A 13,434-nucleotide genomic window follows, 5' to 3' on the forward strand; every position below is an offset into this window, starting at 1 on the left:
CGCGAAGGACTCCAACCGATTGAAAACCTTCTGTGCGTCCTGCAGATACGCCCCCACCTTCCGGGCCAGTCGTGTCACGTCGGGCTCGTTCATCACTCCCGGGTGGTTGTCGTTCCACCAGTCCAGCCCGGCGGCGAACTGACCGGCGATATCCACCGCCTCCCGGCGTTCCTCCTCCGGGGTGGTCAGCTCACCGCAGCGGTCGAATCGCTGGGCATGCAGACGAGCCATCTGCTGGGCATGGGCCCGGACCAGAGCCGGAGTCCACTGCCCCGGTGTGAGGACGCGGCCGGGTACGAAGCTGACCACCATGTACGGAGCACCCAGGGGGTTGTCCGCCGACTCCTCCAGCACCAGCGCCTGCGGGCCGATGCCCTCAGGCACCAGGCTCAGCCCGTGGAACTCCTCCTGCATCGGCCGCGGCAGCTCCTCCACCGGACGCCGGGCGATCCGCACCACCACCCGTTGCTCGCCGGCCTCCAGTAACCACGCCGCGAAGCTCTCCCCATGCCCCAGCAGACGCACCTCGTCTCCGTCTCCCGGTGAGGAGCCCAGGCCGACCGCGGCCGGGGCCTGGCCAGCCAGATGAACCAGTCGGTCGACCATGGACGGATGCTCAGGACGGGCAGGAGTCATGAGCACAGTCTGCCCCCAATCAGACCTGGCTCGAGAACCAATGTCATGCCCCCGCTGCACCGAGGAAACGGCTCCAGCGCTCACACCGGAACCCTCACCGCGTCGTTCGAGTGCGCAACGCAGTGGCGCAGACTGCACGGGTTACGGCTTGCCGACGCGGCAATCGCCTCTCAATGCACTAGTGACAAATGCGCTCGAGAGCGGTCACGCACTCGAGTGTTGCTTTCCCGAAGGGTGACGTCTGCGAGGGCTTGTCCGAAAGTCAAGCCGTGCACTTCAGCCGCTGGAACGCCGAGACGTTGGGCGATCTCTTCGGTGCCCCAGCCCTTGGACTTGTGGAGCGCCGGAAGGACGACATTGAAGACGCGAGAAGTTTCGGGGTCCATGCCTTCTGGCTCACCGGATCGATAACCGCGTTTAGTTAGCTCGATACAGGCCTGCCGATAGGACCAGTCCGTCAGCAGCCCAGCTTTATGAAGGGCGTAGGCCAATGCCATAGCCGAGACGCCCAGGCTGACTTTGAGTCTGAGAACTGTGGCGATTGACGGCTCCCTGCCTACTTGTGAACGCAGCAAGATGCGGGGCATGAGGAACTCAGAGGCGAACTGATCGGCTTCTTGCTCCGCGTTTCGTTCGCTGTTTAAGGAGGCGTCCAGGCCAGCATGCAGAACTAGATGCCCTATCTCGTGCGCCAAATCGAACCGGGAGCGTTCGGCGGTCTTCATCGTGGAGAGGAACACATACGGCCGGCCGTCTTCCCACAAGCTGAAGGCATCCACATCAGCCGTTCCCGCGGGCAAGCTGAGGACTCGGGCACCATGAGACTCGGCCAGACGCAATGAGTTTGGCAGAGGGTCAATCCCTAACTGCCACTCGGCACGTAGTTGCTGCGCCGCATCAAGCGGATCGACTCCCGCCAGGTCAGGAATGCTCAGTTCCGGCAAAGCGAAGTGCTCGGTGATGAGCCCATATAGCTCCACCCCGATACGTCCTGCGGAGGTCGCCGCGTGCTTCTGCGCAGCACTCGAGCGGCGCCGGGCACGGAAGAACACCCGTTCCTCTTCAAATGGTGATGTAGCAGGCATGCGGAAGAATGCTGGGGCGCAACCAATTGCTTGCGCCAGTGCGGAAGCGGCCCGATCCGGAGCACCGTGAGTCTCATAGTTCGTCACTGTGCGGGGAGTGGCCTGAAGCCGGTGGGCCAGCTCACTCTTACTTAGTCCCGCACGCAACCTCGCCAGTGCGATCCGCGAGGGTTCTAGTGTCACGACAGTTCTACGATCCTGAAGTCGATGTCGTCCTGCGGGCCAGCCGGACGCTGGGGCACCTCGAAGCTGGTGAGGTCTTGCGGAGGCAGAAGGATGCGGTGACTCCAGCGAGAAATGTCGCCGTCATCGGTCACGGCTGCAGGAAGGGAAAGCTCGGCGCGCACGGTTGGCTCGTCCTTCGACCAGTGGTAGAGCAACACCCAGGTGAGCGGCTCCTGTCGGTCCCATGTTGCCGGCAGTTCGAGGATCACGTCCAGCATCTGCTGGCCGTTGCACTGCACCGCGGCTCGGGTCGCCGGACCGCGGCGACGCGCCGTCCGGGGGTCTTTCTCGACGGAGACTCCCGTGTCGGCATTTCCTCCGACCACCATGATCGAGGTTTTACCGTCCGGGGAAAACACTCGAGGAGAGTTCTGCGGGTCCCCTTGGGCCCACTGGCGCCCGACGAGCTCCTGTCGGAGGTAAGCCACAGTCTCCGACCACTGCGTGTACCCACGAGCGGTCACAGGATGGAAGGCCGTCACATCCTGGGCTCGCGCGACTCCGGTGCGTACGGAGTCCATCAAGACCCCATTGTTCAGCCCGAGGAGCGCCAACACCGATGGAGCATCCTGCGCGGTGACGTACGGCTGGGACTGAAGAGGTTCAGGGATCATGTTGGCTCCTTCCACCGGCCTCAGCATAGTGCACAAAACCGGAAAATTTGGATGTGTGAAGAGGGACCGGACTGACTCGAAGAAGGTCGGCGCCTGAGCCCCTGAGCACAAGCCCGACGTACAACCCCAACTGCACCACATCTACTGTGGGCCCAGAGGCTGCTGTGCTCCTGAATGTGCTGCACGACTGCCGGAACCTACCGGGGTGCTTCCGAGCCTGCCGGGGCAGTCGATCCACCGCCCCAAAGGCAGGCGAAGCGTCCGGTGGATACCGCGGTGTGGGATGCTGGCCGTGAAGCGCCCTGGGTTTCGTTCCGAGGTCAGGGCACCGCGGGCGCGGTCACGTCGGCCTCAGTGAAAGCAGCCTCGACCTCTACCGGGGTCCGGTACTCCAGTCCTTCGTGGAGCCGCGTCTCGATCTGGGCAACTACCGCCGCCGGGGACGCGGCGGCGCCATGGTGGGGTGTCGAGGATTGGTCGAGCAGACCGAGCTCACCGTGCGCCCGCCATCTGTTGACCCACTTGCTTGTGCAGGCACGGGAGAGGCCCATCTCAGCCACGGCGTGGGCGATGGGTCTCGTGCGGCATCGCTCGATGAGCCAACAGCGCCCTTCGACCGTCAGAGGCGCATTCTTGCGCGTCACTAGGCCGCACCGGGCGCGGACGCTCGACGTGCGGTGTCGCGGTTGTCGATGGCCTGGCGAACCTCGTGGATCGCCGTGCGGATGGTGTCGCCATACGCATCGTCGGACAGCGCAGAGGTGTGCTGCTCTGCGCTGCTGATGTGCTCGGCGGCGGCTTCGAACGCGCCCAGGCAGCGGAGGTTGTCGGCGATGTTGAGGAAGAGGCTCGGGTAGAACCCGGCGACCTGGAGGCTGGCGTGGTGTTGCTGGGCGCGTTCATCTTTGAGGCCGTCGGCGGCATCCAAGGCGCGGATGTCCCAGATGAGCGCCTCTGCGGGGTCTTCGTAGAGGTCAGCCAGATAGTGAGCGAGCGTGCAGCGGTGGAACGGGTCCCCGGCGACCCCGATCTGTTGCCAGATGGCGAGCAGGTCGCGCCGAGCCGTCTCGATGCCACCCCCGCGTCCGAGGACCAGGGCTTTGCCGATCGCTTCCATTGTCGGGTCGGGGGTGGCGGTAGTTTCGGTCATGAGATTGGTCCAGTCCTTGTCGTTCTCGGTGGGCGGAGGGGTGTGGGTGGGCGGTTAGGAGGGACTGGCGGGGCAGGGCATGACCAGCGTGAACAGGTCGCCTTCGTCGGCTGACCTGACGGTCGCTGGCCGGTCAGGTCCGCGGAGGTCAAGCATCAAGTCGTTGCCGAGTGAGTGGCTCAACGCGGGGTACAACGTGGTCAGATCGAACCAAAGCGTTAGATCCGGACCCGACGCGGTCCCGCTGAGTGCCACAACGGTGTCGGATAACAGGAGACTCGGCTGGCCGTCCGCGACCCGCAGTCCGATCGTCTCCGGCGCTCGTTCTAGCGCTTTGAGAATCTGGTGCGTCTCGATCGTGACGCGATGCGTCACCTCGGGCAGTGAACCGATCAGATGTCTGTAATCAGGGAAGATCTCGGTCAGGAGGCGGCAGTGGGTCACGGTGCTGTCGCCTGTGCGGAGGTCGAGGGTTCGTTCGCCCGCTTCTAGCGTCACGGTGGGGCTTCGCCGGAGCCGCGCTGTGACGGCCTGGAGGTCTTCTCCGGCTAGGGTCCCTGACCACGAAGCTGCCGGCGGCTGGCTGGGCACCAGTGTCCGCGTGGCGAGGCGGTAGCGGTCGGTCGCGGTCAGCGAGATGGCGTCGGGATGTGCTTCCAGGCGTACCCCGGCCAGTACCGGGATCTCGAGGTCGTGAGTTGTGGTGGCCAGGATCTGATCGACAGCCGCTGCGAGGACCGGACCCGGCAGAACGCCCAGGGCGAGGCAAGCACCCTGAGCGAGGGACGCCTTGAGGGCCGCAGCGGCCTGCTGAATCCCACTGGTCTCCGCGGCGACCTTGGCCACCTGATCGTCGATGAGCCGCGCAGCCTCCTCAGCGCCGGCGGCAAGGAACCGGCCAATCGTGGGCAGCGGCATTCCGATCTCGCGCAACTGGCGCAACCGCGAGGCACGCACCACCTGCGGCTGGCTGTAGAACCGGTACCCCGTCAGCGGGTCGACCTGCTCGGGACGGAGCAAGCCGGCATCGTCATAGAACCGCAATGCGCTCGCAGTCAGTCCGGCGGCCTTGGCGAACGCGCCGATTGACATCAACTCTGGGTCAGCCATAGGAACATCGTCCGGCCTCAACCAACTCGAAGGTCAACCCCGGCGCGAGCCATCAGCAATGTCTCGCCCCGCAACCTCTAGTCCCGGCGGACCGCGGGATGGGCTATCTCGCCCAGCCTGCACATGACCTTGCTGCCGCTACTGACTCTCGAGCACACCCTGGTGTCCACTGGTGCCAGTCGCGGCCCAAACGGTCTGATCCTCCACAGCGACCGCGGTGCTCAGTAAGTCAGCTTGGTGTGCTCGGATGCGCTGACCGAGACTGGCATGACAGCCTCGATGCGATCTCTGGGCGACAGTTAGGCCGAGACAGTCAGCGGGCCCCACAAGGCTGGTCTCATCCCCTTCAAGCGAATCTGGGAGTCCACTGAGGCGGCCGAACTGACCATGATGGGCTATGGGTGCCCTGGTGGAACACCGCCCCTCTCCACGAGGCCCTGGCCTATCGCGCCCCGCAGAGGTCGAGACCACCTACACCCAGGACCGAGACATAGCACCCGTTGCGCCCTAACCGCGGAACGAAGCCCAGGGCGTTTCACGCCGTCAGGCAGATCCCTCCCAGCCCGGGTCACCCACGCTCATCTGCGAAGAGCCGCTAAATGCCTCGTGACGAGTGGACTTGCTCGATTAGGAACGCGCCGGCGGCGACGTCAAGGACTGCCGATCCCACTGATTTGTAGACCGACCGCTTGTAGCTACGGTCGGCACCCTTCCAAGGGCGGTTCTCGAGGATTGTGGACGCGTTATACGCAGAGTTGAGGAGATCCGTAGGGATTTCCATTGACTGTCGTTGGCACTCTGCGACGGTGTCGCAAATAAGAACATCCACGGTCCTGAATGATTCGGGAGCCCATTCGGCAAGGCCTGGAATCGATGCCCCGATCGCGTTGACATGGGCGGCTTCCTCGACATGGCGCATGTCGAGGAACGGTGATCCGGCCGCCGTGAGGCTGGTGATGACATCGGCGTCTCTGAGCGCCTTCGTTAAGTCGGACTCTACGGCGACAGCGATGTCTTCGGACGTGTATTTGGCCGCAATCTCGGAGGCCGCTTCGGGTCGTCTTCCCCAGATCGTGAACCGTGCTTCCGGGTATGCCGCCGATAGCGCTAGGAGGTGTGAGCGGGCCTCGGTGCCGGTACCGATGATGGTGAAACGGCCAGCCTCGGGTCGTACATGTCGGGTGATTGCGCATGTAGTCGCGGCCGTCCGCATCGCGGTGACTGCATCGGCGTCAAGGCTCGCTTGTGGTTCTCCAGACGCAGGATCGATGAGAATGACTGCCCCCGGGTGGGAAGGACCGCCCTGATGAGTTTGCTGAGCCAACGACACGATCTTGACGCCCATGATCGGCGTGTCCGGCCGCTCGGCGATCGCTGCCATCACCCCGAGCCCGTTGCCGATGCTTGTTCGTATGATCTGTCGTGGCGAGGATGCCGCCTGATCGGCGGCCTGTTCCAGAAGAACCATGGCCATCCGATCGGCCAGACGCGCCCAGAACCCTTGTTTCTCGGTGGCGGCCCACAGTGATTCGGCGCCGATTCGGATCATGCCTGTTCCTGGTGGTGAGTGAAGACGGTCCACACCATTTCGATGGGCCGTTGATTGGAGAAGAACACGAGGTTGTGTTGCTCTGCGGCAGGCTGGGTGGTCAGGGCGACGTCATAGTCGCCTTTTTCGACTGCTTTCGCTGCTGCGGCTGTTGAGTTGGCGGGGATGACTCGGGCACACTCGTGCCCGCGCGGCATGAATTCAGTGATGAGGGGTACAGGTGCTGGATGGCTGATGACTTCGAGCTGCGCAGCGAGGTGGTCGTTCGGACGTTTCGCGAGTCCATAGAGCGGGGTCAGCATGTGAAAGACGCTGTGCACGTTCATGATGGGATCCATGTAGTAGTCGTTGATCCCATGGAACGCGTTGGCGACCACGAGGTAATCGGCTTCTCCGTCAGAGAGTGACCTGGCAGCGTCGTGGTATGACGGATGAAGCAAGATCTGGCCGTTATCGGCATCGAGGTGTTCGAGGAGGTGTTTTGCCGCTTGCTCACTGCTCGTTCCCGACGGACCGAGTGTCGAGATTCGAGCTGACGATGAAGGTGTGTCTTCGTTGACAGTGAAGTAGGTCATGGTCGTACTTCTTTCAGGGGTGTCGCAGTGTCCTCAATAGGCTGCACGGGTTTTTTCCTCGTATCGCTGGCAGAGGTGGCGCGTGAAATCACCGGGCCTACCGTCTCGAATTTCCCGGCCCTCGACCGAGGTCACCGGGGAGACTTCAACTCCTGTGCCCGTCAGGAGGAGTTCGTCAGTGGTGAAGAGTTCTGCGAGTTCGACGGGCCGTTCAACGACCTTGTATCCCTTGTGCCTCGCGATATCGAGTGCGAGAGCCCGGGTGACGCCAGGCAGTATTCCCTGGTCGAGAGAGGGAGTAATGACAGTCTCGCCTCTCCTGAGAATGATGTTGCTGGTCGATGCCTCGGCGACGCGACCTTCACCTGTCAGGAGCAAAGCGTCGTCGTAGCCTTGGGCGGCACATTCGTCGACCGCGAGAGCACTGGAGACGTAGGCACCGCTGATCTTCGCTCTGGAGGGCATCGATGTGTCGGGCACTCTGCGGGTGGATGCGATCCCGAGATGCGTAGGATGCCCCAACCGGGAGGGCATTGGAACGGAAGTCAGCATAAGACTGTGGTCCAGTCCCGAGAGCCTGACTCCGAACGGTGTCCCCGGCAGGAAGGTCGTCTTGCACGCAACCGGTCGGATGTAGCAGTCGTCGTCATGGCCGTTCCGGGTGATGAGTTCCTCTGTGATGGCGATGAGTTCGTCGACGGTTTCGCGGAGCTCAATGCGTAGGGCCTGGCACGAGGCGTGCATCCGCTCGAAGTGAGCCCTGGCTTCGAACGGCCGGATCTGTGCGTGCTCCGGGTTCCGGTAGGCGCGGATGCCTTCGAACACGGCGGTGCCGTACTGGAGGCCTTGGGTGGAGAGCCCGAGGTGGGGTGAGGCGGCGTTAACCCATTGCCCGTCGAGATAAGCGAGTGCTGTCACGATGTTGTCCTGCTTTCCCGCTGGGTAGCGATTCGGGCAGCTGAGTCGGTCTCAACTCCTGGCTTGTTCTCACGGTGGTCGCGGATCCGAGCGGCTTTCCAGCTGACCATGGCTCCTGTGGAGGTCTGCGCGTCCGTCTTGCCCCACAGCACATGAACGGGTACGCCGAGATCGTGTGCGAGCGTTTCGGCATGCCGTTCCGCCAACTCGTGGTCTTCTGCAGAGGGTGTATGCCTCGGTTCAAGGAGCAGGTCCACTTCGTCGCGGTCACGGCGTCGGTGGATATCGACCTGGTAGTCGAGGAACGCGGGACAACCGTGGAGGATGGTCGCTTCGAAGTCGTATGCGGCATAGACGGCGTTCCCGATGTGTAGTTCATCGCGAGCACGACCGATCGGGGTGATGGTGAAGTCTTGACCTGCGCCCTGGGCGCGGATCAGGTCGCCGGTGCGGTATCGGATGAGGGGTTTGGCACCTCGGTAGAGGTGGGTGACGACGAGTTCCCCTTCCCGCTCTTCCGACGTGGGGTTCAGGACCAGCCCGGTATCGGGGTCGATGATCTCGTAGAAGTAGTTCAGAGGTGTCGTCCGCAGGCGACCGTCACCCTGGCAGACGGCGAGGATGGAAGCTTCTTGAGAGGCATACATGCAGCTGTAGACGTCGGCGTTCCAGACCTTGCCGATCTGCTCCAGCAGCTGTGGGGTCGCCAACTCGCCAACGGTGAGGATGACTCGGACACCGAGAGAGGAAGGATCGGTTCCCGAGGCGAGAAGGTGCCGGGCCAGGAGAATCGTCATCCCGGGTGTGCAGGTCAGGCCAGTGATCGGAAGTCGTTGGAGCAGGTGCGAGGCGCGTTCGAACCCTACGACGGGAGAATGCGGCCACATTTTGATGCTGCTGTGGCCGAGGCTTCGGAAGACGTCACCGAAAGTGTCGCCGGTAGAGTGCAACTCGGTCGGCCCCATCACAGCGATCGAGAGGTGTTCGCCATGGCCGTTCAAGAGGTCACGGTAGCCTTCGCAGAGTGCGACTCCGGTGCGGATGGAATCCTCGGCCGTGCGCGGGCACGGAGTGGAGACGCCTGTGGTGCCAGTGGTCTCGTAGTAGACCCATGCGTGGTCAAGGCTCAGGCTTGCCACGTCGTCGAGGTGCTGTCGGAGATCATCCTTGACTGTGAACGGTAGAGCATCGATGGGCGAGTTTGCCTCCAGACCCGCAAGGTGGCGCTGGTAGAACGGTGACTTGTCCTGGCAGTACTCGATGGTTTGCTGCAAATTCGTGGCCTGCCATGCATCCAACGCTTCCGCACTCATTTCACCGGACCATTGGCGTTTCTGGGCGGCGGCGAATTCGTTTGCAGCCTCCCACAGGTCTGCGTTTCCGAGAGGAATCATCTTTACTTCTCCTTCGCGGGATAGAGCGGCAGGTCGCCGGTAAGGGAATTGATCGCCTTATTGGGGCCGCAGAGACCGATCGCAGCGAGTTCGAGGTCGTGCGTGCTCGTCGAGCTCATCTTGGAGATGTACTCGTCGTAGGTCTTGCATCCCTGGGCCAGTCGGGTGAAGGGGAAGACGTCAATTCCGGGATTTGCCTGATCGGCGCGGCTCCAGGCGGACCCGAGCAGGCTTTCATCGCCGGCCAGAACCGGTAGCGGGGCTAAGACGACCCCGGGCAGCTCAGAGTCAGCCGTTTTCACCGGCGGCCCCATGAGTGCGGGAAACGCGGTGGTGATCATTGCCGCGACGATCGACGCGGCGTTGACAGCCAGTCCCGTGGGGAGATGACGGTCGACGACGATGACGGTTTTCTGTTGCTCGGCGCTCATGGCTGGAAGTCCTTTCGGGATGGAGGAGTGCTGATCTGGGGTCGTTGCTTTCCCGTACGGGTCGGGGAGCTTCGTGCATTCATGGCGACACCGATGATGACGGTGATCGCGCCGACTGTCTTGAGTACGGTGATCTCTTCTCCGGCGATCACGACCGCCCATACGACTCCGAACACGGGCACGAGGTTGAGGACTGCTACGGCCTGGCTTGGTTTCAGCGCCGTGAGGCCGAACGTATAGAGGAGAAACGCCAGGGCGGAACAGCCGACGGCGAGGTAGGCGATCAGCCAGATCGCGGGCGCGTTGAGGTTGGTGGTCGTACCCTCGGGCAGGAGGGGCACGAGCAGGCAGAAGCCGATGCCTCCCCAGAGGTTCTGCAAGCCTGTCGTGGGAAGCACGCCGAGACGTTGGCTCGGCGATACGTTGACCGGCTTTCGGGTCGAGATCATGTTGTAGGCGGTCCATGCGACTCCGCCGAAGAAGAGGAAGAGGATCCCCCAAGGACGGTGGGGTGTTTCCTGGGCGGGCTCGTCGATGGTCACGAGCACGACGCCGGCGAACGCGACGAGGGCTCCGACGACGTTGATCGGGGCCGGCCTGCGGCGGTGGAAGATGGCTTCGGCGAGCATCGTCATGACAGGATAGGAAGCCACGATCAGGACGGCATCAGTGGCTGTTGCCAAGGCGACCCCATAGTTCTCGAGGGCAAAGTAGACCGTGATGCCGACCAGTCCCGCGCCTGCGACGGCCGCGTGGGCTCGCCAAGGCGCGCGCAGGCGTGCCCGGACGAGAAGGCAGATGATGATCAGCAGTATTGCGGCAGCCAGGAACCTGATCGCGCCGAGTGTCAGCTCTCCCACGTAGGGAAGCACGACCTTCGTCACCGCAAACGAGGTGCTCCATAAGAGAGCGGCACCCGCCACGGCGCTGATATGGAGCAGTGTCGAGTCGCGTCTCATGGTCGTTCGCTAACGCCTGGGAGAATGTCGGCCACGGTCCACGTCGCGATCTGCTTCCACGCGTTCTTGCCCCGCTGGTGATCGGGATGAACCTGGAAGATGTCGTAATCACCAGCAGTGTCGAACGTGCTCACGACGAGGAAGTCGGCAGAGTCAGGCCTGCGGCTGGTGTCCCACCCGCACGCCCAAGTGGCGATCTCCGGGATGGTTGCCGGGTGGCCGGCGGTGATCGCGGCAGCTACTTGAGCCCGGGGATCGTCGCGGGAGACGTCCGGATTCAATGTGAACGCAACGACGTGCGTCAGTTGGCTCCCGCTCAATGTACTTCCCTTCAGTCGTCGGAGGCGGCGTACGTCTCATGCGTGCCGAGCGCAACGTAACCACCTCGGTGACTACGTAGCGTGTCTCGAAATGTACACGGCATCCGGACCTCTGCCAATCGACTGCGGAGAAAGACGGGCTCCGTGTCCTGACCACCTATCGAACGGGATCCGAACGGGATCCGGATGTGCCGTAGCATGAGGAGCTGCGCGCAGGCCCACTGGGAACCTTGCCCGCAGGCTGCGAGGCGCCAGGCGTTGCACCCCCACTGCCTGCCGCGCCCGAAACGCCCAATAATCGATTGCGAAGTGCGAGTTCCGATGATTACGCGCGCTCGCCTGAAATGGTGGTCAATCATGCAAACGAGGAGAGCAACGTGAGCCAGCCGGTGTTCGGCGATACCGAGATCCAAGCACTACGCGCAATCGGGCTCACAGAGTGGGAATCTAAGGCGTACTTAGCGCTTCTCGATGAGGCCCCCGCCACTGGGTATGGGGTCGCCAAGCGATCAGGAGTGGCACGCGCTCGCATCTATGAGGTTCTCGATTCTCTCGTAACCAGAGGCGCAGCACGAGTCTCGAATGGAAAGCCGCAGAGGTTTGCGCCTACGGCCCCAGAAGAATTCCTGAAGGTTCAGCGTCGACAGACGGAGGAATCGCTTTCTCGCGCTGATGAAGTCCTTCGCAATTTCGGAGCTCGAGACGAGAGCGACAGCGTCATCTGGGATCTGCAGGGGCGCGGCGACATCCTCCTCCGTGCTCAGGACGTCATCAGTCGCGCATCAACTAGGCTCCTGTGCGAGATCTGGGAAGCCGAAGCCGATCGCTTGTATGAGGGTCTTGAGGACGCGGCCAGTCGTGGAGTCACGATCATCGTCGTCGCATATGGCACTGTCGATTTCCCATTTGCCACAGTCTTTCCGCATCCGGGAACAGACGAGGTTACCCACGGACTCGGCAGCCGCTGGTTGGTAGTCTCAGCCGATGACCGTGAGGTCGTGGCTGGAAGTGTGTCCGGCGGCGCTGAATCCCGAGCCGCCTGGACCAGGCATACCGGTCTGGTCGTGCCGATCACCGAGCTCGTGCGTCATGATCTCTATAAGTTGGAGATGCTCAATGCACATGGCGACATCCTGGAGGAGACCTTCGGCCCTGCCCTGGCGACACTGAGAGCGAAGTACGGACCTCTCGCATAAGAAGGCCGACAAGCTGATGCCCGATCGGGAAACACCCACGAGGTCGTCACGGCCCCAATCACCCATAGCATGAAGTGCGCGGGTTTGACTCCAAACTTCCTGAACGAGAACCGGATCATGCCCCCGTGAGTTCCGCGAATGACACGATCCCCCGCAGCTCCCTGTAAAGCAGGGTGTAGCGGGGCCGCTCGAACCAACGACAGCGTCACGACTAGCAACAGGTTAGGCAGGCTGATCTACAAATTGCTGCCGCCAGTGGCATTGAGGACCTGGCCGGTGGCCCATCGACCATGTTCGGAGGCTAGGCACGCAATGTCGGCGGCGATGTCATCGGGCCAGCCCATGCGACTAAGCACGACGCCAGAGACCACTCCATCCCCAGCAGTCAAGCAGGTGTACAAAAGGGACTGCCGCACGGATAGGTGACATCTGATCTGGCTTGCCCGTTGGGCGGCCTGGAAGGATGTGCATCATGCCCGCTCCCTACCCCCCAGGAGTTCCGCGAAGACGTCGTGCGAGTGGCCCGGTCCCGTGAGGACGGCATCACCATCGCGCAGATCGCGAAGGACTTCGGAGTCCACGAAATGACGCTCCATAAGTGGATCCGCCAAGCCGATATCGACGATGGCAACCGGCCCGGCAGGACACGGGAGGAGTCGACCGAGCTGCGTGAGGCCCGCAAGCAGATCCGGCTGCTCCAGCAGGAGAACGAGGTCCTGCGCCGTGCCGCGGCCTACCTGTCCCAGGCGAACCTGCCGGGAAAAGGTTCTACCCGCTCGTGAGTGAGCTCGCCGCTGACGGCATCCCCGTCACGGTGTCCCTGCGGGTCCTCAAGCTCTCCCGTCAGCTCTACTACCGCTGGCGCCACCAGCAGGTCACCTAGGCTGAGCTGACTGAGGCCTACCGCGCCAACGCGTTACTGGACGCCCACGTCGACGACCCCGAGTACGGGTACCGGTTCCTGGTCGGCGAAGCCGCCGAGGCCGGCGAAGTGATGTGCCAGCGGACGGCATGGAGCATCTGCCGGGACAACCAGTGGTGGTCCGTGTTCGGGAAGAAGCGCGGCAAGAACGGAAAGCGTCCCGGGCCACCGGTCCACGACGATCTCGTGAAGCGGGACTTCTCCGCCGATGACGTCAACGAACTGTGGCTGACCGACATCACAGAGCACTGGACCGACGAGGGAAAGCTCTACCTCTGCGCCATCAAGGACGTGTTCTCAGCCCGGATCGTCGGCTACTCGATCAGCGACCGTATGAAGGCGCGACTGGC

The 13,434-nt window shown here is 62.9% G+C and carries 15 protein-coding genes and 1 pseudogene; 3 read left to right on the top strand and 13 right to left on the bottom strand.

All coding sequences use genetic code 11. From position 1 onward, the window contains the following. From FS770_RS13250 to FS770_RS13310, 13 genes and pseudogenes are all read right to left on the bottom strand, one after another. The coding region (locus FS770_RS13250; RefSeq protein WP_186366800.1) for a phosphotransferase family protein at positions 1–606 on the bottom strand (606 nt) is incomplete at its 3' end. 200 nt (positions 607–806) lie between these two features. Further along, positions 807–1,721: an ImmA/IrrE family metallo-endopeptidase gene (locus FS770_RS13255; RefSeq protein ID WP_145012653.1), complete on the bottom strand. Its 915-nt coding sequence runs from the start codon at positions 1,719–1,721 to the stop codon at positions 807–809. Between the two features lie 179 nt (positions 1,722–1,900). Then, entirely contained in the window at positions 1,901–2,560 is a 660-nt protein-coding gene (locus FS770_RS13260; RefSeq protein ID WP_119933819.1) for a hypothetical protein, read from the bottom strand. 413 nt (positions 2,561–2,973) lie between these two features. Then, positions 2,974–3,204 (bottom strand): annotated as a pseudogene (locus FS770_RS13265) (leucine zipper domain-containing protein); the annotation flags it as partial. Then, positions 3,204–3,710 carry a hypothetical protein gene (locus FS770_RS13270; RefSeq protein ID WP_145012655.1) on the bottom strand — a complete coding sequence of 169 codons (507 nt, stop codon included), beginning with the start codon at positions 3,708–3,710 and terminating at the stop codon, positions 3,204–3,206. The gene FS770_RS13270 and the pseudogene FS770_RS13265, both read right to left, overlap by 1 nt. A gap of 54 nt (positions 3,711–3,764) precedes the next feature. After that, entirely contained in the window at positions 3,765–4,820 is a 1,056-nt protein-coding gene (locus FS770_RS13275; protein ID WP_145012658.1) for a DNA polymerase III subunit beta family protein, read from the bottom strand. A gap of 595 nt (positions 4,821–5,415) precedes the next feature. Then, positions 5,416–6,369 carry an ornithine cyclodeaminase family protein gene (locus FS770_RS13280; RefSeq protein WP_145012661.1) on the bottom strand — a complete coding sequence of 318 codons (954 nt, stop codon included), beginning with the start codon at positions 6,367–6,369 and terminating at the stop codon, positions 5,416–5,418. Next, a complete protein-coding gene (locus FS770_RS13285; protein WP_145012663.1) occupies positions 6,366–6,944 on the bottom strand; it encodes a prephenate dehydratase domain-containing protein in 579 nt (192 codons plus the stop codon). Before FS770_RS13285 ends, FS770_RS13280 begins: the two co-directional genes overlap by 4 nt. A 33-nt stretch (positions 6,945–6,977) precedes the next feature. Next, a complete protein-coding gene (locus tag FS770_RS13290) occupies positions 6,978–7,862 on the bottom strand; it encodes an aminotransferase class IV (protein ID WP_186366801.1) in 885 nt (294 codons plus the stop codon). Then, positions 7,859–9,256, bottom strand: coding sequence for a phenylacetate--CoA ligase family protein (locus tag FS770_RS13295; RefSeq protein WP_145012668.1), 1,398 nt, complete (start codon positions 9,254–9,256; stop codon positions 7,859–7,861). The genes FS770_RS13290 and FS770_RS13295 overlap by 4 nt, the downstream gene beginning before the upstream one ends. 2 nt (positions 9,257–9,258) lie before the next feature. Then, on the bottom strand, positions 9,259–9,687 hold the full coding sequence (locus FS770_RS13300) for a DUF2000 domain-containing protein (RefSeq protein ID WP_186366802.1): 429 nt from the start codon (positions 9,685–9,687) through the stop codon (positions 9,259–9,261). Then, positions 9,684–10,646: a DMT family transporter gene (locus tag FS770_RS13305; RefSeq protein WP_145012674.1), complete on the bottom strand. Its 963-nt coding sequence runs from the start codon at positions 10,644–10,646 to the stop codon at positions 9,684–9,686. The genes FS770_RS13300 and FS770_RS13305 overlap by 4 nt, the downstream gene beginning before the upstream one ends. Next, positions 10,643–10,966 carry a Dabb family protein gene (locus tag FS770_RS13310; protein ID WP_186366803.1) on the bottom strand — a complete coding sequence of 108 codons (324 nt, stop codon included), beginning with the start codon at positions 10,964–10,966 and terminating at the stop codon, positions 10,643–10,645. The genes FS770_RS13305 and FS770_RS13310 overlap by 4 nt, the downstream gene beginning before the upstream one ends. 377 nt (positions 10,967–11,343) lie before the next feature. Here FS770_RS13310 and FS770_RS13315 point away from each other — a divergent pair, with 377 nt between their 5' ends. From FS770_RS13315 to FS770_RS13325, 3 genes are all read left to right on the top strand, one after another. Further along, positions 11,344–12,162 carry a TrmB family transcriptional regulator gene (locus FS770_RS13315; RefSeq protein ID WP_186366804.1) on the top strand — a complete coding sequence of 273 codons (819 nt, stop codon included), beginning with the start codon at positions 11,344–11,346 and terminating at the stop codon, positions 12,160–12,162. 422 nt (positions 12,163–12,584) lie between these two features. Beyond that, complete coding sequence (locus FS770_RS13915; protein ID WP_280525945.1) at positions 12,585–12,944, top strand: transposase; 360 nt, start codon at positions 12,585–12,587, stop codon at positions 12,942–12,944. Positions 12,945–13,207: 263 nt separating this feature from the next. Then, positions 13,208–13,434, top strand: a 227-nt coding sequence (locus FS770_RS13325; protein ID WP_342353666.1) for a DDE-type integrase/transposase/recombinase, incomplete at its 3' end; no start/stop codon positions are given.

It is taken from the genome of Kocuria salsicia (genome assembly GCF_007681555.1).
GTDB classification, from domain to species: Bacteria; Actinomycetota; Actinomycetes; order Actinomycetales; family Micrococcaceae; genus Kocuria; species Kocuria salsicia.